20 protein-coding genes are annotated in these 19,438 nt (G+C 59.6%); 10 read left to right on the top strand and 10 right to left on the bottom strand.

The window, feature by feature from the left end; translation table 11 throughout:
• Positions 1-543: 543 nt before the first annotated feature.
• Positions 544-2,037, bottom strand: a complete 1,494-nt coding sequence (locus ACO6VD_RS17570; protein ID WP_400172615.1) for a CoA-acylating methylmalonate-semialdehyde dehydrogenase — start codon at positions 2,035-2,037, stop codon at positions 544-546.
• 73 nt (positions 2,038-2,110) lie between these two features.
• Positions 2,111-3,457: an aspartate aminotransferase family protein gene (locus ACO6VD_RS17565; RefSeq protein WP_422420908.1), complete on the bottom strand. Its 1,347-nt coding sequence runs from the start codon at positions 3,455-3,457 to the stop codon at positions 2,111-2,113.
• Between the two features lie 118 nt (positions 3,458-3,575).
• Here ACO6VD_RS17565 and ACO6VD_RS17560 point away from each other — a divergent pair, with 118 nt between their 5' ends.
• The 4 genes from ACO6VD_RS17560 to ACO6VD_RS17545 all read left to right on the top strand — a co-directional run bounded on the left by ACO6VD_RS17560 (position 3,576) and on the right by ACO6VD_RS17545 (position 6,832).
• Entirely contained in the window at positions 3,576-4,493 is a 918-nt protein-coding gene (locus ACO6VD_RS17560; RefSeq protein WP_422420906.1) for a LysR family transcriptional regulator, read from the top strand.
• Between the two features lie 64 nt (positions 4,494-4,557).
• Positions 4,558-5,220, top strand: a complete 663-nt coding sequence (locus ACO6VD_RS17555) for a TetR/AcrR family transcriptional regulator (protein WP_422420904.1) — start codon at positions 4,558-4,560, stop codon at positions 5,218-5,220.
• Between the two features lie 10 nt (positions 5,221-5,230).
• Positions 5,231-5,815 (top strand): IMPACT family protein, encoded by a 585-nt coding sequence (locus ACO6VD_RS17550; protein WP_422420903.1) that lies wholly within the window; start codon positions 5,231-5,233, stop codon positions 5,813-5,815.
• A gap of 336 nt (positions 5,816-6,151) precedes the next feature.
• Entirely contained in the window at positions 6,152-6,832 is a 681-nt protein-coding gene (locus ACO6VD_RS17545) for an SDR family oxidoreductase (protein WP_422420901.1), read from the top strand.
• 15 nt (positions 6,833-6,847) lie between these two features.
• On the opposite strand, the gene ACO6VD_RS17540 is transcribed toward ACO6VD_RS17545, so the two are convergent.
• Entirely contained in the window at positions 6,848-7,927 is a 1,080-nt protein-coding gene (locus tag ACO6VD_RS17540) for a calcium:proton antiporter (RefSeq protein WP_422420899.1), read from the bottom strand.
• Positions 7,928-8,074: 147 nt separating this feature from the next.
• Between ACO6VD_RS17540 and ACO6VD_RS17535 the strand changes: the two genes are divergently transcribed.
• Positions 8,075-9,028 carry an adenosine deaminase gene (locus tag ACO6VD_RS17535; protein WP_422420897.1) on the top strand — a complete coding sequence of 318 codons (954 nt, stop codon included), beginning with the start codon at positions 8,075-8,077 and terminating at the stop codon, positions 9,026-9,028.
• A gap of 46 nt (positions 9,029-9,074) precedes the next feature.
• On the opposite strand, the gene ACO6VD_RS17530 is transcribed toward ACO6VD_RS17535, so the two are convergent.
• Positions 9,075-9,791 (bottom strand): ArsR/SmtB family transcription factor, encoded by a 717-nt coding sequence (locus tag ACO6VD_RS17530; RefSeq protein WP_422420895.1) that lies wholly within the window; start codon positions 9,789-9,791, stop codon positions 9,075-9,077.
• 478 nt (positions 9,792-10,269) lie between these two features.
• Entirely contained in the window at positions 10,270-11,187 is a 918-nt protein-coding gene (locus ACO6VD_RS17525) for a LysR family transcriptional regulator (protein WP_422420893.1), read from the bottom strand.
• A 119-nt stretch (positions 11,188-11,306) separates the two neighbouring features.
• Between ACO6VD_RS17525 and ACO6VD_RS17520 the strand changes: the two genes are divergently transcribed.
• A complete protein-coding gene (locus ACO6VD_RS17520) occupies positions 11,307-12,320 on the top strand; it encodes a zinc-binding alcohol dehydrogenase family protein (RefSeq protein WP_422420891.1) in 1,014 nt (337 codons plus the stop codon).
• Positions 12,321-12,444: 124 nt separating this feature from the next.
• A complete protein-coding gene (locus tag ACO6VD_RS17515; protein WP_422420890.1) occupies positions 12,445-12,609 on the top strand; it encodes a hypothetical protein in 165 nt (54 codons plus the stop codon).
• On the opposite strand, the gene ACO6VD_RS17510 is transcribed toward ACO6VD_RS17515, so the two are convergent.
• Complete coding sequence (locus ACO6VD_RS17510; RefSeq protein ID WP_422420888.1) at positions 12,593-13,774, bottom strand: multidrug effflux MFS transporter; 1,182 nt, start codon at positions 13,772-13,774, stop codon at positions 12,593-12,595. The two genes, ACO6VD_RS17515 and ACO6VD_RS17510, sit on opposite strands and share 17 nt — an antisense overlap.
• 102 nt (positions 13,775-13,876) lie before the next feature.
• Complete coding sequence (locus ACO6VD_RS17505; protein WP_422420886.1) at positions 13,877-14,074, bottom strand: heavy-metal-associated domain-containing protein; 198 nt, start codon at positions 14,072-14,074, stop codon at positions 13,877-13,879.
• 147 nt (positions 14,075-14,221) lie between these two features.
• Here ACO6VD_RS17505 and ACO6VD_RS17500 point away from each other — a divergent pair, with 147 nt between their 5' ends.
• Both ACO6VD_RS17500 and cueR read left to right on the top strand, forming a co-directional pair.
• On the top strand, positions 14,222-14,608 hold the full coding sequence (locus tag ACO6VD_RS17500) for a hypothetical protein (RefSeq protein WP_422420884.1): 387 nt from the start codon (positions 14,222-14,224) through the stop codon (positions 14,606-14,608).
• 65 nt (positions 14,609-14,673) lie between these two features.
• Positions 14,674-15,078, top strand: coding sequence for a Cu(I)-responsive transcriptional regulator (cueR, locus tag ACO6VD_RS17495; protein ID WP_400172601.1), 405 nt, complete (start codon positions 14,674-14,676; stop codon positions 15,076-15,078).
• 4 nt (positions 15,079-15,082) lie between these two features.
• Here cueR and ACO6VD_RS17490 read toward each other — a convergent pair whose 3' ends face one another.
• Together ACO6VD_RS17490 and ACO6VD_RS17485 are read right to left on the bottom strand one after the other, a co-directional pair.
• On the bottom strand, positions 15,083-15,976 hold the full coding sequence (locus ACO6VD_RS17490; RefSeq protein WP_422420882.1) for a PA4780 family RIO1-like protein kinase: 894 nt from the start codon (positions 15,974-15,976) through the stop codon (positions 15,083-15,085).
• A 183-nt stretch (positions 15,977-16,159) separates the two neighbouring features.
• Entirely contained in the window at positions 16,160-16,948 is a 789-nt protein-coding gene (locus ACO6VD_RS17485; protein ID WP_422420880.1) for an AraC family transcriptional regulator, read from the bottom strand.
• A gap of 87 nt (positions 16,949-17,035) precedes the next feature.
• Between ACO6VD_RS17485 and ACO6VD_RS17480 the strand changes: the two genes are divergently transcribed.
• Positions 17,036-18,055 carry a bile acid:sodium symporter family protein gene (locus tag ACO6VD_RS17480; protein WP_422420878.1) on the top strand — a complete coding sequence of 340 codons (1,020 nt, stop codon included), beginning with the start codon at positions 17,036-17,038 and terminating at the stop codon, positions 18,053-18,055.
• Here the strand turns inward: ACO6VD_RS17480 and ACO6VD_RS17475 are convergent.
• Complete coding sequence (locus ACO6VD_RS17475) at positions 18,042-19,319, bottom strand: acetyl-CoA C-acetyltransferase (protein WP_422420876.1); 1,278 nt, start codon at positions 19,317-19,319, stop codon at positions 18,042-18,044. The two genes, ACO6VD_RS17480 and ACO6VD_RS17475, sit on opposite strands and share 14 nt — an antisense overlap.
• Positions 19,320-19,438 lie beyond the last annotated feature (119 nt).

The raw sequence follows: 19,438 nt of genomic DNA, 5'->3' as shown, positions 1-19,438 counted from the left end.
CTTGGCTCAGCAATCTCAAATGACTAATTCGAAGTCTTTCGACTTCTCGTGCAGTCACTTGTGATGCTGATAATCTTTCTGACTATCAGTCTGAGCCACAAGCACCCACACGAATTGCTTGATTCGATTGTTAAAGAGCGGTGGTTGAAGTCTTTCGCCTCAACCGAGGCGCGCATTCTACGCTTTCCTCAGAGTCTGTCAAGCGTTTATTTTGAAGTTTTTCAGAATTTCTCTTTCAACTTCAACCGCTTAACTCGCTGCGATCTCTCGTCAGCGGGAGGCGAATTCTACAGCGTTTCAATCCGCTGTCAACCACCTTTTTCACCGCTGCCGATCTTTCGATCGAAGCCCCTCCGACACTACCTGGAACATCTAACTCGTTGAATCACAAAGAGTTTTCCGTTCCGACTGCGCCGGAAGTGGGGCGAATTATAGAGAGATCTACAGGGGCGTCAAGGCCTTATTTCAATAAAACTGTCATAAAGGTCAAAAACCCCTAAAACAAAAGGGGAGGCCTATCGGCCTCCCCTTCTCTACCCAGCCTTACAGGCTAGGGAAAGCGAACTGCGACGCCTCGTGGCTGGCACGTTGCGGCCAACGCTGAGTGATCGCCTTGCGACGGGTGTAGAAACGCACACCGTCCGGACCGTAAGCATGCAGGTCACCAAACAGCGAACGTTTCCAGCCACCGAAGCTGTGGTAGGCCACTGGCACCGGCAGCGGCACGTTGACGCCGACCATGCCCACTTCGATCTCGTCGCAGAACAACCGCGCCGCTTCGCCGTCACGGGTAAAGATGCAGGTACCGTTACCGTATTCGTGCTCGTTGATCAGGCGCATGGCTTCTTCCAGGCTGTCCACGCGAACCACGCAGAGCACCGGGCCGAAGATCTCTTCTTTATAGATACGCATGTCCGTGGTCACACGGTCGAACAGCGTGCCACCGACAAAGTAGCCATCTTCATTACCGGCAACGCGGTAGCCACGACCGTCCACCACCAGTTGTGCACCGGCAGCAACGCCGTCGTCGATGTAACCGACCACTTTGTCACGGGCAGCGGCGGTAACCAGCGGGCCCATGTCCAGGCCACAAGAGGTACCGGCACCGATCTTCAGCGCCTTGATTTGCGGTTCCAGCTTGGCGATCAGTGCATCGGCGACCTGGTCGCCGACACAGACAGCTACGGAGATGGCCATGCAACGCTCGCCACAAGAACCATACGCTGCGCCCATCAGTGCGCTCACGGCGTTGTCCAGGTCCGCGTCTGGCATCAGCACAGCGTGGTTCTTCGCGCCACCCAGTGCCTGAACGCGCTTTCCGCGCTTGGTGCCTTCGGAATAGATGTATTCGGCAATTGGCGTCGAACCGACAAAACTCAGCGCCTTGACCTCTGGCGCTTCGATCAACGCATCCACCGCTTCTTTATCACCGTGCACCACGTTCAGGACGCCTTTAGGCAGGCCGGCTTCGTGCAGCAATTGGGCAATCAGCAGCGTCGAGCTCGGATCACGCTCAGAAGGCTTGAGAATGAAACAGTTGCCACAGGCGATGGCCAGCGGGTACATCCACAGCGGAACCATGGCCGGGAAGTTGAACGGCGTGATGCCGGCCACAACGCCCAGCGGCTGGAAATCGGACCAGGCATCAATGTTCGGGCCGACGTTACGGCTGTACTCGCCCTTGAGCACTTCTGGCGCAGCACAGGCGAACTCGACGTTCTCGATACCGCGCTTCAATTCACCGGCAGCGTCTTCAACGGTCTTGCCGTGCTCTTCGCTGATCAGTTGCGAGATGCGCGCTTCGTTCTGTTCCAGCAGTTGCTTGAAACGGAACATCACCTGGGCGCGCTTGGCTGGCGGGGTGTTGCGCCATGCCGGGAACGCAGCCTTGGCCGAGTCAATGGCCTGTTGCACGGTTTGCTTGCTGGCCAGGGCGACCTTGTGGATAGCCTGGCCAGTCGACGGGTTGAAAACATCAGCGGTGCGCTCGTTGCCAGCAACCAACTCGCCATTGATCAAATGTTGAACAGTGCTCATGCAAAACTCCAGAAAGGGGGCATATCTGGACGCGAGCTCGCTCGCGTCCTCTTCTTATATATAGGTATGAGAATCAGCTGACCTGGTTGATGGCCTCGCCGACCGCGTCGAACAGACGATCCAGTTCCTGCGGCTGGCTGTTGAAGGTCGGGCCAAACTGCAGCGTGTCACCACCGAAGCGCACGTAGAAGCCGGCTTGCCATAGCTTCATGGCAATCTCATAAGGACGCACGATGGCATCACCGTCACGGGCGGCAATCTGGATTGCGCCGGCCAGACCGTAGTTACGGATGTCGATGATGTTCTTCGCACCCTTGACGCCGTGCAGCACCTTCTCGAAGTGCGGCGACAGCTCAGCGGCAGACTGCACCAGGTTTTCTTTCTCGAGCAGATCCAGCGCCGCGAGACCGGCCGCGCAAGCAACCGGGTGCGCCGAGTAGGTGTAGCCGTGGGGGAATTCCACAGCGTATTCCGGGGTCGGCTGGTTCATGAAGGTTTGATAGATCTCGCTGCTGGCAATCACCGCGCCCATCGGAATCGCGCCGTTGGTGACTTGCTTGGCGATGCACATCAGGTCCGGAGTAACGCCAAAGGCTTCAGCACCGGTCATTGCCCCCATACGACCAAAGCCAGTGATGACTTCGTCGAAGATCAGCAGGATGTTGTGCTGGTCGCAGATTTCGCGCAGGCGTTTCAGGTAGCCCTTAGGTGGAGGCAGAACACCGGCGGAACCGGCCAGCGGCTCGACGATCAGCGCGGCGATGTTCGAGGCGTCATGCAGCTCGATCAGCTTGAGCATTTCATCGGCCAGGGCGATACCGCCCTCTTCCGGCATGCCCTTGGTAAAGGCGTTGCTGGCCAGTAGGGTGTGCGGAATATGGTCAACGTCGAGCAACTGGCCGAACATTTTACGGTTGCCGTTGACGCCGCCCAGGCTGGTGCCGGCGATGTTCACCCCGTGGTAACCGCGGGCACGGCCAATCATTTTGGTCTTGGTGGCCTGACCTTTGAGGCGCCAGTAGGCACGCACCATCTTCACCGCAGTGTCGGCGCACTCGGAACCAGAGTTGGTGTAGAAGACGTGATTGAGATTGCCCGGCGTCAGATCAGTGATCTTCTCGGCCAGCTGGAACGACAGCGGGTGACCGAACTGGAAGGCTGGCGAGTAATCGAGCACGCCCAACTGACGAGATACGGCTTCCTGAATCTGCTTGCGGGTGTGACCGGCACCGCAGGTCCACAGGCCCGACAGCGCGTCATAGATCTTGCGACCTTTGTCGTCGGTCAGGTAGCTGCCTTCGGCGGCAACGATCAGCCGTGGATCGCGCTGAAAATTGCGGTTGGCGGTGTAGGGCATCCAGTGGGCATCCAGCTTGAGCTGGCTGGCCAGACCGACAGGAGCGTTTTCAGGCAGATTCATCGGGCAAGTCCTCGCAAGGCAATTGGGCAGCGACAAGTGTTGTTGCGACTAAGTTGTCATGACGATAAAGTCTGGAAAACCCAACTTTTCTAATCTTCAGGTAGACGACTACTAAACTATGAGCCGCCGCCCCGATCCCCTCGCTCAAGTCAGCGACTTTGACATTCGTCTCCTGAAGATCTACCGCAGCGTGGTGGAGTGCGGCGGCTTTTCTGCCGCAGAGAACGTGCTGGGAATCGGTCGCTCGGCGATCAGCCAGCAGATGAGCGATCTGGAGCAGCGCCTGGGATTGCGCCTGTGCCAGCGCGGGCGTGCCGGCTTCTCGCTGACCGAGGAAGGTCGCGAGGTGTATCAGTCAGCCTTGCAGTTGCTCAGTGCCCTGGAAACCTTTCGCACCGAGGTCAACGGCCTGCACCAGCACCTGCGTGGTGAGCTGAACATCGGCCTGACCGACAACCTGGTGACTTTGCCGCACATGCGTATCACCCACGCCTTGGCCCAGCTCAAGGACCGCGGCCCGGATGTGCGCATCCAGATTCGCATGATCGCCCCCAGCCAGGTTGAACAAGGTGTGCTCGATGGCAGCCTGCATGTCGGTGTAGTGCCGCAAACCAGTCCACTCTCGGGCCTGGAGTATCAGCCGCTGTACAGCGAGCGTTCGTTGCTCTATTGCGCAGTGGGCCATCCGCTGTTCTATGCCGACGACCGCCAGCTGGACGACGAACGCCTGAATGCTCAGGATGCCATCGCCCCGACCTTCCGCCTGCCTGCCGATGTCCAGGCGCACTACCAGGCACTCAACTGCACGGCCAGCGCCTCGGACCGCGAAGGCATGGCCTTTCTGATCCTTACCGGACGCTATATCGGCTACCTGCCGGATCACTACGCCAGTTTCTGGGTACAACAAGGCAGGCTGCGCGCTCTCAAGCCGACACAGTGCTTCTATGACCTGAGCCTGTGCTGGGTAACCCGCAAGGGACGGCGCCCGCATCTGGTCCTGGAAAGCTTTCTGGAAAGTCTGGCGGCGACGCGCTGAAGGCTGATGCTGTGGTAGGTTAACCGATCAAAAACGATACCCATTGCCTTGTCTGGAACCGTCCATGTCCCTCGAAGTCCCTGCGCATCGTGTCACCGCCCCGGGCAAGCCCGCCGGCCGCATTCGTCAGAAGAATGAGCAAGCCATCATCCAGGCTGCCGAAGACGAGTTCGCCCGTCATGGCTTCAAGGGCACCAGCATGAACACCATCGCCCTCAAGGCCGGACTGCCTAAAGCGAACCTGCATTACTACTTCACCAACAAGCTCAGCCTTTATGTGGCGGTGCTGAGCAACATCATCGAGCTGTGGGACAGCACCTTCAATGCCCTCAACGTCGAAGATGACCCGGCACAAGCGCTGAGCACCTACATCCGCACCAAAATGGAGTTCTCCCGGCGCAACCCCCAGGCTTCGCGGATTTTCGCCATGGAGATCATCAGTGGCGGCAAGTGCCTGAGCGACTATTTCAGCCAGGATTACCGCGACTGGTTCAAGGGCCGTGCCGCCGTGTTCCAGGCCTGGATCGACGCCGGCAAGATGGACCCGGTCGACCCTGTGCACCTGATTTTCCTGCTCTGGGGCAGCACCCAGCACTATGCCGACTTTGCCACCCAGATCTGCCAAGTGACCGGCCGCAGCCGCCTGACCAAGCAAGACATTGAAGATGCCAGCAACAATCTTATCCACATCATTCTTAAAGGCTGTGGCCTGAAACTTCCCGACTGAATCTGCGTTTATGCCTTTTACCCTGCTCGACACCTGTGAATTTCGCGAAGAGATTCGCAAGAGCCGCTTCATTACCCTGGCAGCGCCGATCAACAGCGCTGCCGAGGCCATGGGCTTCATTGAACAACACAGCGACCCGGCTGCCACTCACAACTGCTGGGCCTGGAAGCTCGGTGCGCAGTATCGCAGCAGCGACGACGGCGAACCCGGCGGCACCGCCGGACGCCCGATCCTGGCGGCTATCGAAGCCCAGGACTGTGATCAGGTCGTGGTGCTGGTAATCCGCTGGTACGGCGGTATCCAGTTGGGCACGGGAGGGCTGGCCCGCGCTTATGGCGGCGGTGCCAACAAATGCCTGCAGCAGGCAGAAAAGAGGCTGCTGGTCAGCCGCAGCGAAGTCAGTTGCAGTTGCAGCTTCAGCGAGCTGGCCCTGCTCAAGCTGCGCGTGGCCGAGGCAGATGGCCTGGTACTGGAGGAGCACTTCACGGCCAACGGCGTCGACTTGTTGCTGGCGTTGGGTGAAGAACAGATCGAAGCACTGCAGCGTCAGTTGGCAGACCTGAGCCGCGGCCGGATCCTGCTGGAGCGACGCTGATCACTTGCCCACATTCACTGTGGGCCTGGCTGTGGATAAGCTCTGGGCATTCGCCTGAGCCCCTTTATTTACGTGGCTTACAGGCAAACGATCATATTTTGATCAAGATTTGATGACAGCGTTTCAACTGCCGAAAAATCAGTCAGTTATCCCCATTTATTACCCCCCGGAGGAAGCCTGCAGGCGCTTATATCCACATCCCGTGCTTGCGCACAGATACTGTGGAGCAATCTGTGGATAAGCCGTGTAACCCTTCACCAATAGCCTGCTCGGCCACGCTTTGACTAGACTGATCATTCTTTGATCAACGACTCATCCATTAAAAGGAGTTCCTTCATGCCCTCGAACAAGACCGCACTGATCATCGGTGCCTCACGTGGCCTCGGATTGGGTCTGGTGCAGCGCCTGCGGGAAGACGGCTGGGATGTCGTCGCAACCGTCCGTGACCCGGCCAAGGCGCCGGCATTGACGGCTATGGCTGGCGTTCAGGTGCAAACCCTGGAAATGAACAGCACCGAGCAACTCGATGCGCTGCAAGCGCAACTCAAAGGCCAGGTTTTCGACCTGCTGTTCGTCAACGCCGGGGTCATGGGCCCAGGCGACCAGAACGCCGAGCGCGCACAGCTGAGCGATGTCGGTGATCTGTTCATGACCAATGCGGTATCGCCGATCCGCGTCGCCCAGCGCTTTGCCCCACAATTGCGCGACGATGGAGTGCTGGCATTCATGAGTTCGATCCTGGGTAGCATCGCCATCCCCGACGGCAGTGAGATCTGCCTGTACAAGGCCAGCAAGGCGGCACTGAACTCGATGATCAACAGTTTCGTCACCTTGCAGCAGCCACAGCAGACTGTGCTGGCCATGCATCCGGGTTGGGTCAAAACCGACATGGGTGGCGAGAATGCAGAGATCGACGTGCTCACCAGTACCCGCGGCATGCTCGAACAGGTCAAAGCCAACGCCGGCAAAGGTGGCCTGCACTTCATCAACTACAAGGGCGACAGCCTGATCTGGTGAGTGCCGGCTGATACTTCAAAGGCCGAGAAACGCCAGCATGATAAAGGTGGCGAACAATACGAAGTGGGTCATGCCCTCGATCGCGTTGGTTTCGCCATCATTGAGGTTGATCGCGCTGACAATCAGGGTGATGGCGATCATGACCGTCTGCACCGGGGTCATGGCCATCTGAAAAGGCTGGCCGGTATACAGCGCCATCGCCTCCATCAGTGGCACGGTCAGTATCACCGTGGACAGCGACGCACCCAGAGCGATATTGACCACCGACTGCATACGATTGGCCAGCGCTGCGCGCAGTGCGGTAAGGATTTCCGGCGCTGCAGAAATCGTCGCCACCACGATGGCCATCAACACGGGCGGCGCGCCACTGCCCTGCAGACCAAATTCCAGCGGGTGCGACATCGCCTCCGCCAGCACACCGATAATCAGCACCCCGACGATCAGGATGACAATCGAGCGCACCTTGTTCACCGGAATTGGCAATGGGTTTCGGCGTTTTTTCTGCGGATAGCTGTAGCTGAAAAAATAGCTGTGGGGGCCGACCTGCATGCGCAGGAACAAGGTGTAGAGCAGCACCATCGCACCAATGGTGAACGCCGAATAAAGCTTCCAGTGTTCCCGCGCAATGAACTCGGGAACCACCATCGAAACGCCCATGGCGGTCATGATCATCACGCTGTATGTGCGTGCCGAATCATCGTTGTACGGCTGCTCGCCATGCTTGAGCCCCCCCATTAGCGCAGCCAGACCAAGGATCCCGTTGATATCGAGCATCACCGCCGAATAGATGGTGTCACGTACCAAGGTGGGCGAAGACTGGTTGCTCATCATGATCGCCAGCACCAGCACCTCGACCATCACCGCAGATAGCGTCAGGATCATGGTGCCGTAAGGATCGCCGACCTTCTCCGCCAGTTGTTCAGCATGTTGGGCGACACGCATCGACGCGCAGATGATCGCCACCACCAGCACCAGCCCCGCCACCAACGCGAACGTGTGCCCATGCCCGAGCAGCTGATCCTGAAGTGGCCAGGCGCAAGCCGCCAGCAGCATGGCCAACAATAAAGGCTTTTCCTGGTTAATCAGGGCAAACATCGGCGGCGTTGTTCCGGTGATGAAGGTCGAAGTGACTGTAGTCGCTTTGCAAGGATTCCGGCACCTTCCACCCGGTCAGCTTTCTCGGCCAGCAACGGGCAACCCCTGTAGAATGCTGGCAACCGCACCTGATGAGAAACAGACTTTATGTACGACTGGCTTAACGCGCTGCCCAAGGCAGAATTGCACCTGCACCTGGAAGGATCGCTGGAGCCCGAGCTGCTGTTCGCCTTGGCCGAACGCAACAAAATCGCCCTGCCCTGGAACGACGTCGAGGCTCTGCGCGCGGCCTACGCGTTCAATAACCTGCAGGAATTTCTCGACCTCTACTACCAGGGCGCCGACGTGCTGCGCACCGAGCAGGACTTCTACGACCTGACCTGGGCTTACCTGTTGCGCTGCAAGGCGCAGAACGTGATCCATACCGAGCCGTTCTTCGACCCGCAAACACATACCGATCGCGGTATTCCCTTTGAAGTGGTGCTCAACGGTATTAGCGCAGCCCTCAAGGATGGTCAGCAGCAACTGGGCATCAGCAGTGGCTTGATCCTGAGCTTCCTGCGTCATTTGAGCGAAGATCAAGCGCAGAAAACTCTCGACCAGGCCTTGCCGTTTCGCGATGCCTTCATCGCCGTGGGCCTGGACAGCTCGGAAATGGGTCACCCACCGAGCAAGTTCCAGCGCGTGTTCGACCGCGCCCGCGGCGAGGGCTTCCTGACCGTTGCCCACGCGGGTGAAGAAGGTCCTCCCGAATACATCTGGGAAGCTATCGACCTGCTCAAGATCCAGCGGATTGACCATGGCGTGCGCGCCATCGAAGACGAGCGGTTGATGCAACGGATTATCGATGAGCAGATCCCACTGACCGTTTGCCCACTGTCCAACACCAAATTGTGCGTGTTTGACCATATGAGCCAGCACAACATTCTCGACATGCTCGAGCGCGGCGTGAAGGTCACGGTGAACTCGGATGATCCGGCCTATTTCGGTGGCTATGTGACCGAAAACTTCCATGCCCTGCATACCCACCTGGGCATGACCCAGGATCAGGCTCGACGCCTGGCGCAGAATAGCCTGGATGCACGCTTGATCAAAGCGTAAACCCGCGGGTCAAGCCCGCTCCTGCAGGAGCGGGCCTCCTTCGGTACTAGCCGACGGACTGCAACGTCAACGGTTGGGCGATCCGGTTGATCTGATGCAAACCTGCCGCGCTGATCTGAAATCTGCGTGAAGTCTCACTTTCACGGATCCAGCCAGACTGCAGGAACAGTTTCAGCAAGCTGCTGCCCAACGCTCCGCCCAGGTGTGGACGATGGTCAGTCCATTCACTGCAGCACCGACAACTGCTGAAGCTCTTGCGTTGCTGCCGAGCCAGGGACTCAATGAAAATGCCGTAACGGGCAAACTGCACCCGCCCCTCCTGGGTCACCTCGATCTGCTGCTCCATCCCCTCCAGCCAACCGGCATCGAACAGGCGCTGATACAGATCGGCAGCCAGGTCCCCTCCCAGGTGATCGCCGCACAGGCGGGCCCGGCGCATAGACAGTGGAATACCAAGATCCTCACGTACCGCCCCTGTTTCTCGGGTGGTGACCTGAACGCTGGCCAGCGCTTCCACGGCAGCGCCAACCTCAGGCCCGGCAAGTCTGAAATAGCGTTTTCTCCCGCGCGGCTCCAGTTTGAGCAAGCCGCTGGCCGAAAGCCTGGCCAGGTGAGCGCAGGCCGAAGAAGGCGTCAGGCCAGCCAGGTCTGCCAGTTCATCAGTGGGCCGAGCCACTCCGTCGATCAATGCCCAAAGCATTGCGCTGCGCTTGGGGTCGGCAAGCAGGCTGGCAATCTGGCTGATACTTGTTACGGGTTTCATATCTCAACTCCCTGCGAGATCACATCTGAAATCGATTGAATAACCATGTCGGCAGCATTTACTGCGAGGTTCCCGATGCCAGAGCGGCTGGAAGTTTCAGTGATGACCCACCGGCAGTCTGCCAGTGCTGTAAACCAGGCAAAGTTAGCGCGGTCGCGATGTTTGCCGGCCGTTGACGTGGAAGTTCCTCTCGCTGGAAACGACTGCTGGAATCATTATAAGCCGCCTCAGGGATACAATTTCCGAGGCTGCAAACCGGCCACAGGGGAAAACAACCCTGCTTGGCCAAACCATGGCCATTACTCGACCGGATAGTTAGAAAGTTAACTTTGGAAACGAACCGCGCAGAACCGCAACCTATGCCCGCTAGTTAAAACTTATAAATAAATACTCATACAAAAATCAGACATTATCCCTACAACTAGCGTAATCAAAAGCCACAAACAATTCGGCAAGTTCTTGAGTACCCAAATACGTTCTACAGGCTTACAACATGCAACTGCTCGAATAACACCTGACAGCGTTCCCTGAGCAGACTACGCAGCAACTGTACCGGTTTACCCAATTGTGCCCGGTGAGTGCACATCAGATTCAGCGGCGCCGGCTCTCCCTCCAGATGCCCCAACAGCACTTTCAAGCGCCCTGCCTGCACATCGAACGCCACATCCAGCCAAGACTTGTAGGCAATGCCAAGACCTGCCAGCGCCCAACGGCGGACCACATCGGCGTCGTCGCAAAAGCGGTCACCACTGACAGTCACCCCTACCTCCGCTGCACCACGGCCAAATCGCCAGTGATCGTGAACGCGGCTGCCCAACTGGTAGAGCAGGCAATTGTGCTGAGCCAGGTCGGCTATCTCCTTCGGCTCGCCATGACGGGCCACATACACGGGTGAAGCGCAAAGCACACGCCGGTTGTCCAGACACAGAGGGAGCGCCACCAGGCTTGAATCCTCCGGCGCGCCATAACGCAGGGCAATGTCTGCCGCCTGACGAAACAGATCGGCATTGCGATCACCCAGCAGCAAGCGCACGGACAGTTTCGGGTGCTCGCGCTGCAGTTCATCAAGCCAGGGCAACAGGACATTGCGACCGAAATCCGAGGGCGCGGACAACTGCAAGACACCACTGACATCATCCTGTCCGCGCGCCAGCAGGCGCCGCCCTTCGTCCAGGCTGGCCAGGGCACTGCGCGCGTGCAACAAAAAAACCTCCCCTTCGGCGGTCAGGCGCAGGTTGCGGGTAGAGCGGGCGAGCAAGCGCGTGCCCAGTTGCTGTTCCAGGCGTTTGAGCGCAGCGCTGGCCACCGCCGGGGAGAGATCGAGCAAGCGTGCAGCAGCAGAAAGGCTGCCTAGCTCCGCTGTGCGAACGAAAAGCTGCAGGTCATCGAATCGCACAGGAGGGCCTCATCATTATCAAAAAAATATTGAAAGTATCTGTCGTTCTAGCGGCTTTTAACATGAAGTGAAAGCGCCAATCATGGCGCCCAACGATTTCCCTGTTGAGGACGCCCCGCATGAAAGCTATCGCCTACTACCATTCCCTGGCCATTACCGACCCAGCCGCGCTGCAAGACATCGAGCTGCCAGCCCCTGAGCCAGGGCCACGGGACCTGCTGGTAGAAGTGCGGGCCATTTCGGTTAACCCGGTGGATACCAAAGTCCGTCAGAACGTTCAGCCTGAGGCAGGTGTCGCCAAGGTACTGGGTTGGGACGTGGCCGGTGTGGTCAAGGCGGTGGGCAGCGAGGTCAGTCTGTTCCAACCCGGTGACAAGGTCTTTTACGCAGGTTCCATCGCCCGGGCCGGGGCCAACAGTGAACTGCATGTAGTCGACGAGCGCATCGTCGGTCATATGCCCAAGACCCTGAGTTTCGCTGAAGCAGCCGCCCTGCCCCTGACAGCAATCACGGCGTGGGAACTGTTGTTCGAACGCCTGCAGATTCCAGAAGGCCAGAACGACCTGGACCAACGCCTGTTGATCGTCGGTGCCGCCGGCGGCGTGGGTTCGATCCTGACCCAACTGGCCAGCAAATTGACCGGACTCACAGTGATCGGTACCGCGTCCCGCCCACACACCCAGGCGTGGGTCAGCGAACTGGGCGCCGACCTGGTGGTCGACCATCGCCAGCCACTGGCCGAAGCGCTCAAGGCGCAAGGCATCGAGCAGGTTACCCATGTGGCCAGCCTGACCCAGACCGACCAGCATCTGCCACAGCTGGTCGAGGCTCTGGCCCCCCAGGGCAAACTGGCGCTGATCGACGACCCCAAGCAACTGGATATCGGCCTGCTCAAGCGCAAGAGCCTGTCGCTGCACTGGGAGTTCATGTACACCCGCTCGTTGTTCGAAACCGATGACATGATCGAGCAACATAACCTGCTCAACCGGGTCGCCGAGCTGATTGATGCGGGCACTCTCAAGACCACCCTGGGCGAGCACTACGGCATCATCAACGCCGCCAATTTGCGTCGTGCTCACGCCCTGCTGGAGAGCGGTGCGGCCAAGGGCAAGATCGTTCTGGAAGGTTTCTGATGCAGCCTGCCCACCCCGGCAAGGGGTGGGCATGACCGTCAGTCTGACAACTGACCCAGGTCATTTCCCTGCAGCGAGGTAGCGCTACAATTCTTCAGCCAACGCTCACCGCAGGTATGCCACGATGATCATTCAAGTCAGTGCATCAGCCCAGAAGCCCGGCTGCCCATGGCAGGTTCGACTGGACCAGCAAGTAGTGAATTTTCGCAGTGAGGCCGAAGCCCGAGCCTTCGTCAACACCTTGCAGACCCGCTTGCAGGCGCCGCATCCACTTAGACGGGTCGGCTGAGCTGTAAGCGATGCGTGACCATCGATGCGCCTACCGCGCCTAGACCACACAGGCAGATGACCAGTGCCATTGGCACTGCACTGCCATCGTGCAACACGCCCACCATTGCCGCAGCGCCCGCAGCGACGCTGAATTGAATGCAGCCCAGCAGCGCCGAAGCGCTCCCGGCCCGTGCGCCTTGACCACTCATGGCGCATGCCGAGGCATTGGGGATGATGCAACCCAGGCTGGCAATACAGATGAACAGCGGAACCAGCAGCGGCCAGAGCTTGGTCGGTTGCAATGCGCTGATCGCCAGTAGCGTCAGCCCTGCGAGCAAATACAGCCATACCGCCCGCCTCAGCAAAAACGCCGGGCCGCGTTTGGCCAACAGCCGCGCATTGACCTGCGCCACCAGAATGAAACCTGCCGCGTTGCTGCCGAACAGCCAGCCATAGTGCTCGGCCGGGACGCCGTAGAGCTTGATGAAGACAAAGGGCGATCCGGCAATGTAGGAAAACATGCCGGCGATAGCGATGCCGCCGGTCAAGGCATGGCCAATGAAGACCCGGTCCTTGAGCAGACGCCCGTACTGACGCAAGGCACCCGACAGTGGCTGACGCGGCTGACTGGCGGGCAGGCTTTCCGGTAACCCCAAGGCAACTGCCAAGGTACACAAGGCACTGAACACAGTCAGCGCGACAAAGATCGATTGCCAGCCATACAGGTTGACCATCACCCCGCCCAGCATCGGTGCCAGGATCGGCGCCAGGCCCATCACCAGCATCAACTGGGAAAACACCTTGGCCGAGGCCACCGCATCGCATTTGTCACTGACGATGGCCCGTGACAAGACCATACCCGCACAGCCTCCCAGCGCCTGGACGAACCGCGCGACGATCAAGGTATCGAGGTTGGGGGCAATGGCACAGGCTATCGATGCCAGGGTAAACAGGCAGACACCGACCAGCAGCGGAATCCGCCGACCAAAGCGGTCGGCTACCGGCCCATAGGCCAGTTGTCCAATGGACAGCCCGAGGAAGTAGGCGGCCAGGGTGGTCTGGATATGTTTTTCATCGGTACCGAAGGCCAGCGCCATCGCTGGGAAGCCTGGCAGGTAAAAATCAATCGCCAGGGGCCCGAACGCACTGAGGGCGCCCAGAATCAGGATGGTTCGCAGGTTCATCGGAAATCCATAGCAGGCTAAGCAAGTCTGCTAGTTTAACCGCCCTGCCGGTGTTGCGCTGCGCGCCGTGACATTTTTATCCACAGCGCGGGCCTGTTCGCCTCAGACCGCTTCGGCCTGATAGCCCTCTTCGCGGATCAATTGAAGAATCTGCGGGGCTTGCAAGGTACTTTGCACCTTCACTTGTTTCTGGCCCAGATCGACTTCAACCACGGCGTTTGCATCTTCAGCCTGAACCGCGCGGGTCACGGCCTTGACGCAATGGCCACAGGTCATTCCTTGAACATTGAACACTTGCATAGGGACTGCCTCCTGTAGGTTTTGACACAGTTTCAAGCTTGCCACCGGGACAAGGTCAAGCGCCTATTCGCACGGCCGGGCTGGAAATCATCGCCCGGGTCGGCCAAGCTGCGAGCCTGACGATTGATGATGCAGGAGTTTCATTTCATGCGCAGGGCAGCTTTCGGCCTTTTCGGCCTGCTGGGTGTTTTCGCCGTGCTTCCCCAGGCCAGTGCCGCAGGACCAAGCGACTACAGCATTCTGACCATCTCCCGCGAACGCCTGGAAGTGGCGACCTCATGCGAGATTGGTGTGTACATCAATGATCAACTGGCCGGACGGCTGTTTCAGGAGCAATCCACCTCATTCAATCTGCCACCGGGAGAAGTCGATGTGCGCCTACGCTACCTGCCAGGGCAGGCGCCAGGCTGCCAGCCGGGCATCGAGAATCAACGCAGCAACCGATTGAAGCTGCAGGCCGGGCAGATCAATAAATACCGGATTGCAACCGATCAGAATGGCCTCACATTGATCAGAGCCGGCCTGGGCTATTGACCTTGCCCTTATGGAAAGGTTGATGCTGGGGGCCTGCCTGAACACTCAACACAGGACGACGCCCAATGAACATCGGCCAAGCCGCCCGGCGCTCAGGATTGAGCGCCAAGATGATTCGCTATTACGAGTCCATTAACCTGCTCAAGCCAGCCCTGCGCAGTGACAGCGGCTACCGCGTGTACCAGCAGGAGGACCTGCACCGCCTGGCCTTCATCAAGCGCTCGCGCGACCTGGGCTTCTCACTGGAGGAAGTCGCACGCCTGCTGACCCTGTGGCAGGACCGCCAGCGCGCCAGTGCCGACGTCAAGGCCCTGGCCAGTCAACATATCGATGACCTCAACCGGCGCATCGAAGAACTGGTAAGCCTGCGCGACACCTTGAGCGAGCTGGTCGCCCATTGCCAGGGCGACGACCGCCCGGACTGCCCGATCCTCAAGGACCTGGCAGCCGGGGCCAGTTGCTGTCACTGACGGCTTACTGCAACCAGGGCGGTGTAGGCTCTTCTTCCTTGCCCGCCCCCCGTTCGGCGTCTTCTCTGATGGCACGCCGACGGGCTTCGTCAAAGCGCGCCGCGTCGATTTCGCGCATGACCCCGTCGATATCGGCGCTGTGCTCGTCCAGCGCAAACTGCCCGGTGAGTTCGCTTTCCGGCAGCAAGTCGCCAGCCTGGTACAGGGCCCACATTTCCTGGGCGTAACGGGTTTCCCTGAGCTCCGGGGCAAAGCGCCCGAAGTAGGCCGCCATATTGCCGACATCGCGCTCAAGCATGCTGAAGGCATGGTTGTTGCCCGCCGCATCCACCGCCTGTGGCAGGTCGATGATCACCGGGCCATCAGGCCCGAGCAGCACGTTGAATTCCGACAAGTCACCATGCACAAGCCCGGTGCAGAGCATCAGCACGATCTGGCGGATCACGAAGGCGTGGTACTCGCGCGCCTGGTCAGGTTCCAGGTACACATCGTTGAGCCGTGGCGCGGCATCGCCATATTCGTCAGCCACCAGTTCCATCAGCAGCACGCCGTCGAGAAAGTCGTAGGGCCGCGGCACGCGCACGCCGGCGTTGGCCAGACGGAACAGGGCCGCCACTTCGGCGTTCTGCCAGGCGTCCTCAGCCTCTTTGCGCCCGTATTTGGAGCCTTTGGCCATGGCCCGGGCCTGGCGGCTGTTGCGCACCTTGCGGCCTTCCTGATACTCGGCGGCCTGACGGAAGCTGCGCTTGTTAGCCTCCTTGTAGACCTTGGCACAGCGCAATTCCTTGCCGCAGCGCACCACGTACACGGCGGCCTCCTTGCCACTCATCAACGGTCGAAGTACCTCATCGACCAGTCCATCTTCAACCAGTGGTTCAATGCGTTTTGGAGTCTTCATCGGCTTTTGTCGGGGGTCCTGTTCTGCCAGACACGAGATTTTTTGTAGGTCACCGGAGCTGCACCGGATTGTCGCTGTAGCAAGACCGCACTGCGTTGTAACGGCAATCCGTCTGAGTTGCCATAGTTTTTGTAAATGTTAGTGGACAATCGTTCACAAAAATCACCAGATTTCTTTACCACGCTACAGTCGCATGCCGCCCGGGGTAAAACCGAACAGGCTCTTGAACGCCGCAATGTAGGCCGACGTGGAGTCATAACCACAGCCCAGCGCGGCTTCGGTGACACTTTGTCCGGCCTCCAGGGCCGTCAGCGATGACAACAGACGCATGCGCTGACGCCAGCCGCGAAAACTCAAGCCGGTTTCACGCTGGAACAGGCGCATCAGGGTTTTCTCCGAGGTATTCAAGCGTTGCGCCCACTGTCCCAGGGTTTGTCCCCGGTCCGGGTGCGCGAGCAATTCGTTGCACAGTTCAAGCAAGCGTGGATGCTTAGGCAAAGGCAGGGAAAAACCGACCTCTGGCAGGGCCTGCAACTGGTCAAGCAAGACTGCCGCCAGGCGCGCTTCGGCGCTGTCACCTTCGGCATAGTCCACCGGCAACAAACAGAACTGCTTGATCAACTCACGCGCCAGTGGCGTCACTTCCAGTACCCGGCACTGCCCCGGTGCCCAGCAGGCTTCTTCGCGACGCACATACAGGCTGCGCATCTCGGCCTGCATTGAGGTCACCACCTCGTGTTCAACCCCCGCCGGAATCCATACGCCCCATTGCGGCGGTGCAAAGTAGCTGCCTTCGGCGGTGTACACACCCAGCACGCCGCTGATCGCATAGGAAAACTGCACCCAGTCATGCTGATGACGCGGTGTCCAGGAACCTGCCCCCAGGCTTTCCGCCCGCGCATAAAGTGCCCGGGGCAGTTGTTCTAGCGCCGGAATCGGGCGGGGAGAAGGTTGTTGTCCGTTAATCGGCATCACTTGGCCTTATGTCGCAAGACGGCATTCATCCGCCGAGCGTAGCCTGTGGGCTCAATGATTACAAAATGATTCGAAGGCCCGCCCATGCAAGCGCTCAAACACTTCAAACGCGTGGTAACCGACTGGTTTCTCTGCGGCATGTTCCTCGCCACCTTCCTGGCCTGGCTGTTCCCCGACTTTGGCCGCAGTGGCGGGGCGATGCACGCTGAGTACGTGATCAATGTCGGCGTGTTCCTGGTGTTCTTTCTGCACGGCATCAACCTGTCCAGCGAGCAGATCGGCCACGGTCTGAAAAACGGACGCCTGCATCTGATGGTTCAGGGTTTCACCTTCGTGGTCTTCCCGCTGCTCTGGTGGCTGGCGGACAAACTGATCGGCAGCCACCTGCCAGCGCTGCTGATGCTGGGGTTTTTCTACCTGTGCGCCCTGCCCTCGACCATCTCCTCTTCGGTGGCCTTGACCGGTAGTGCCGGAGGTAATGTGCCAGCGGCGATTCTCAATGCCAGCCTGTCGAGTGTCCTTGGGATCTTCATCACGCCCTGGCTGGTCAGCCTGGTGGTCGGTACCGGCAGCAATGGCATCGACCTCGGCGCTACCCTGCTCGACCTCTGTGCCCTGCTGCTGTTGCCCCTGGTCCTCGGCCAACTGCTGCGCCCATGGCTGGGCCGTTTCTTTGCCCGCCACAAGCGTTACACCAACATCATGGACAAGTTGGTGATCCTGCTGCTGGTCTACGCGGCCTTCTGCAACTCGATGGTCTCGGGCATGTGGCAGCAACAAGGCAGTTCGGTATTGATCACCGCGCTACTGGGCAGCGCCTTGTTACTGGCGGTCGTTCTCTGGCTGACCACCCGCAGCGCCCGCGCCCTCGGTTTCAGCCCTGCCGATGAAGTCGCAGCGGTGTTCTGCGCCAGCAAGAAATCGCTGGCCGCCGGCGCACCGATGGCGGCGCTGATCTTCGGCGCGCATCCAGGGCTGGGGCTGATCCTGTTGCCGATCATGATCTACCACCCCTTGCAGCTGATCGTCTGCTCGATCATGGCCGAGCACTACGCCAATCGCCCGGCCCCGGTGGCAGCGGCAACGCTGGTCAGCGCTCGATAATCGCCGTCACCCCCTGACCACCGGCGGCGCAGATCGAAATCAGGCCACGGCCTTTGCCTGCCGTGTCCAGTAGCTTGGCCATGTTGGCCAGGATGCGCCCACCGGTGGCGGCAAACGGATGCCCGGCCGCCAGTGAGCTGCCCTTGACGTTGAGCTTGCTGCGATCAATGGCCCCCAGCGGCTCGCTTAATCCCAAGCGGCGCTGGCAGTACTCGGGGTCCTCCCAGGCCTTGAGGGTGCACAGCACCTGAGCGGCGAAGGCTTCGTGAATTTCGTAGTAATCGAAATCCTGCAGGCTCAGGTCATTGCGCGCCAACAAGCGCGGCACCGCGTAGGCCGGTGCCATCAACAATCCTTCCTCGCCGTTGACGAAGTCCACCGCTGCGGTTTCGCCATCAACCAGGTAGGCCAGCACCGGAAGATCGTGCTTCCGCGCCCAGTCCTCGCTGCCCAGCAGCACCACCGAGGCTCCATCGGTCAGCGGCGTGGAGTTGCCAGCGGTCAGGGTGCCCTTGTCGCTGCGTTCGAACGCCGGCTTGAGGCTGGCGAGCTTCTCCAGGGTCAGGTCGGCACGCAGGTTGTTGTCGCGGATCAGCCCCAGGAACGGCGTGAGCAGATCGTCGTGCCAGCCTTCGGCATAGGCGGCTGCCAAGTGCTGATGGCTAAGCAGCGCCAATCGGTCCTGGTCCTCTCGCGGGATCTGCCAGGTCTGCGCCATCAACTCGCAATGCTGCCCCATGGACAGCCCGGTACGCGGCTCGCCATTGCGTGGCAGTTCCGGTTTCAGATGCCCCGGACGCACTTGCAGAAACGCCTTGAGTTTGTCCACCGTCGTCTTGCTGCGGTTGGCCTGCAGCAGAATCCGGCGCAAGCCTTCGTTGACGGCGATGGGCGCATCGGAGGTGGTGTCGACGCCACCGGCAATGCCGCTGTCGATCTGCCCCAAGGCAATCTTGTTGGCTACCAGCAGCGCCGTCTCCAGCCCGGTGCCACATGCCTGCTGCAGGTCGTAGGCCGGTGTCTGCGCCGACAGCCGCGAACCGAGCACGCATTCGCGGGTCAGGTTCATGTCCCGGGAATGCTTGAGCACCGCTCCGGCGGCGACTTCGCCCAGTTGCAGGCCATGCAGCCGATATCGCTCGATCAAGCCTTCGAGGGCGGCCGTGAGCATCGTCTGGTTGCTGGCGGTGGCATAGGCACCATTGGAACGAGCGAAGGGAATTCGATTGCCGCCAATGATCGCGACCCGGCGCAATGAGCGCATGCGTAACGTCCTCTTTTCACCAAACAGTCCGCTACAGCGTAGGTGTTTTTTCAGCGTTCGAACGACCAACCGGCAATCATGGTCCACACTTTGAAGCTAATTTTCAGGGAGAGCCGCAC

Source organism: Pseudomonas sp. GZD-222, assembly GCF_049310525.1.
Classification (GTDB): Bacteria; Pseudomonadota; Gammaproteobacteria; order Pseudomonadales; family Pseudomonadaceae; genus Aquipseudomonas.
Note: the sequence above shows the minus strand (reverse complement) of the source record. Positions and strands in the feature narration are given on the sequence as shown.

Excerpts from the sequence above, each read along its gene's own strand:
- ACO6VD_RS17550 (WP_422420903.1), top strand. The coding sequence starts at position 5,231 with ATGCCTTTTACCCTGCTCGACACCTGTGAATTTCGCGAAGAGATTCGC.
- ACO6VD_RS17475 (WP_422420876.1), bottom strand. The coding sequence starts at position 19,319 with ATGCGCTCATTGCGCCGGGTCGCGATCATTGGCGGCAATCGAATTCCC.
- ACO6VD_RS17480 (WP_422420878.1), top strand. The coding sequence starts at position 17,036 with ATGCAAGCGCTCAAACACTTCAAACGCGTGGTAACCGACTGGTTTCTC.
- ACO6VD_RS17500 (WP_422420884.1), top strand. The coding sequence starts at position 14,222 with ATGCGCAGGGCAGCTTTCGGCCTTTTCGGCCTGCTGGGTGTTTTCGCC.
- ACO6VD_RS17535 (WP_422420897.1), top strand. The coding sequence starts at position 8,075 with ATGTACGACTGGCTTAACGCGCTGCCCAAGGCAGAATTGCACCTGCAC.
- ACO6VD_RS17555 (WP_422420904.1), top strand. The coding sequence starts at position 4,558 with ATGTCCCTCGAAGTCCCTGCGCATCGTGTCACCGCCCCGGGCAAGCCC.
- ACO6VD_RS17570 (WP_400172615.1), bottom strand. The coding sequence starts at position 2,037 with ATGAGCACTGTTCAACATTTGATCAATGGCGAGTTGGTTGCTGGCAAC.
- ACO6VD_RS17490 (WP_422420882.1), bottom strand. The coding sequence starts at position 15,976 with ATGAAGACTCCAAAACGCATTGAACCACTGGTTGAAGATGGACTGGTC.
- ACO6VD_RS17540 (WP_422420899.1), bottom strand. The coding sequence starts at position 7,927 with ATGTTTGCCCTGATTAACCAGGAAAAGCCTTTATTGTTGGCCATGCTG.
- ACO6VD_RS17485 (WP_422420880.1), bottom strand. The coding sequence starts at position 16,948 with ATGCCGATTAACGGACAACAACCTTCTCCCCGCCCGATTCCGGCGCTA.
- cueR (WP_400172601.1), top strand. The coding sequence starts at position 14,674 with ATGAACATCGGCCAAGCCGCCCGGCGCTCAGGATTGAGCGCCAAGATG.
- ACO6VD_RS17565 (WP_422420908.1), bottom strand. The coding sequence starts at position 3,457 with ATGAATCTGCCTGAAAACGCTCCTGTCGGTCTGGCCAGCCAGCTCAAG.
- ACO6VD_RS17520 (WP_422420891.1), top strand. The coding sequence starts at position 11,307 with ATGAAAGCTATCGCCTACTACCATTCCCTGGCCATTACCGACCCAGCC.
- ACO6VD_RS17505 (WP_422420886.1), bottom strand. The coding sequence starts at position 14,074 with ATGCAAGTGTTCAATGTTCAAGGAATGACCTGTGGCCATTGCGTCAAG.
- ACO6VD_RS17545 (WP_422420901.1), top strand. The coding sequence starts at position 6,152 with ATGCCCTCGAACAAGACCGCACTGATCATCGGTGCCTCACGTGGCCTC.
- ACO6VD_RS17560 (WP_422420906.1), top strand. The coding sequence starts at position 3,576 with ATGAGCCGCCGCCCCGATCCCCTCGCTCAAGTCAGCGACTTTGACATT.
- ACO6VD_RS17510 (WP_422420888.1), bottom strand. The coding sequence starts at position 13,774 with ATGAACCTGCGAACCATCCTGATTCTGGGCGCCCTCAGTGCGTTCGGG.
- ACO6VD_RS17530 (WP_422420895.1), bottom strand. The coding sequence starts at position 9,791 with ATGAAACCCGTAACAAGTATCAGCCAGATTGCCAGCCTGCTTGCCGAC.
- ACO6VD_RS17515 (WP_422420890.1), top strand. The coding sequence starts at position 12,445 with ATGATCATTCAAGTCAGTGCATCAGCCCAGAAGCCCGGCTGCCCATGG.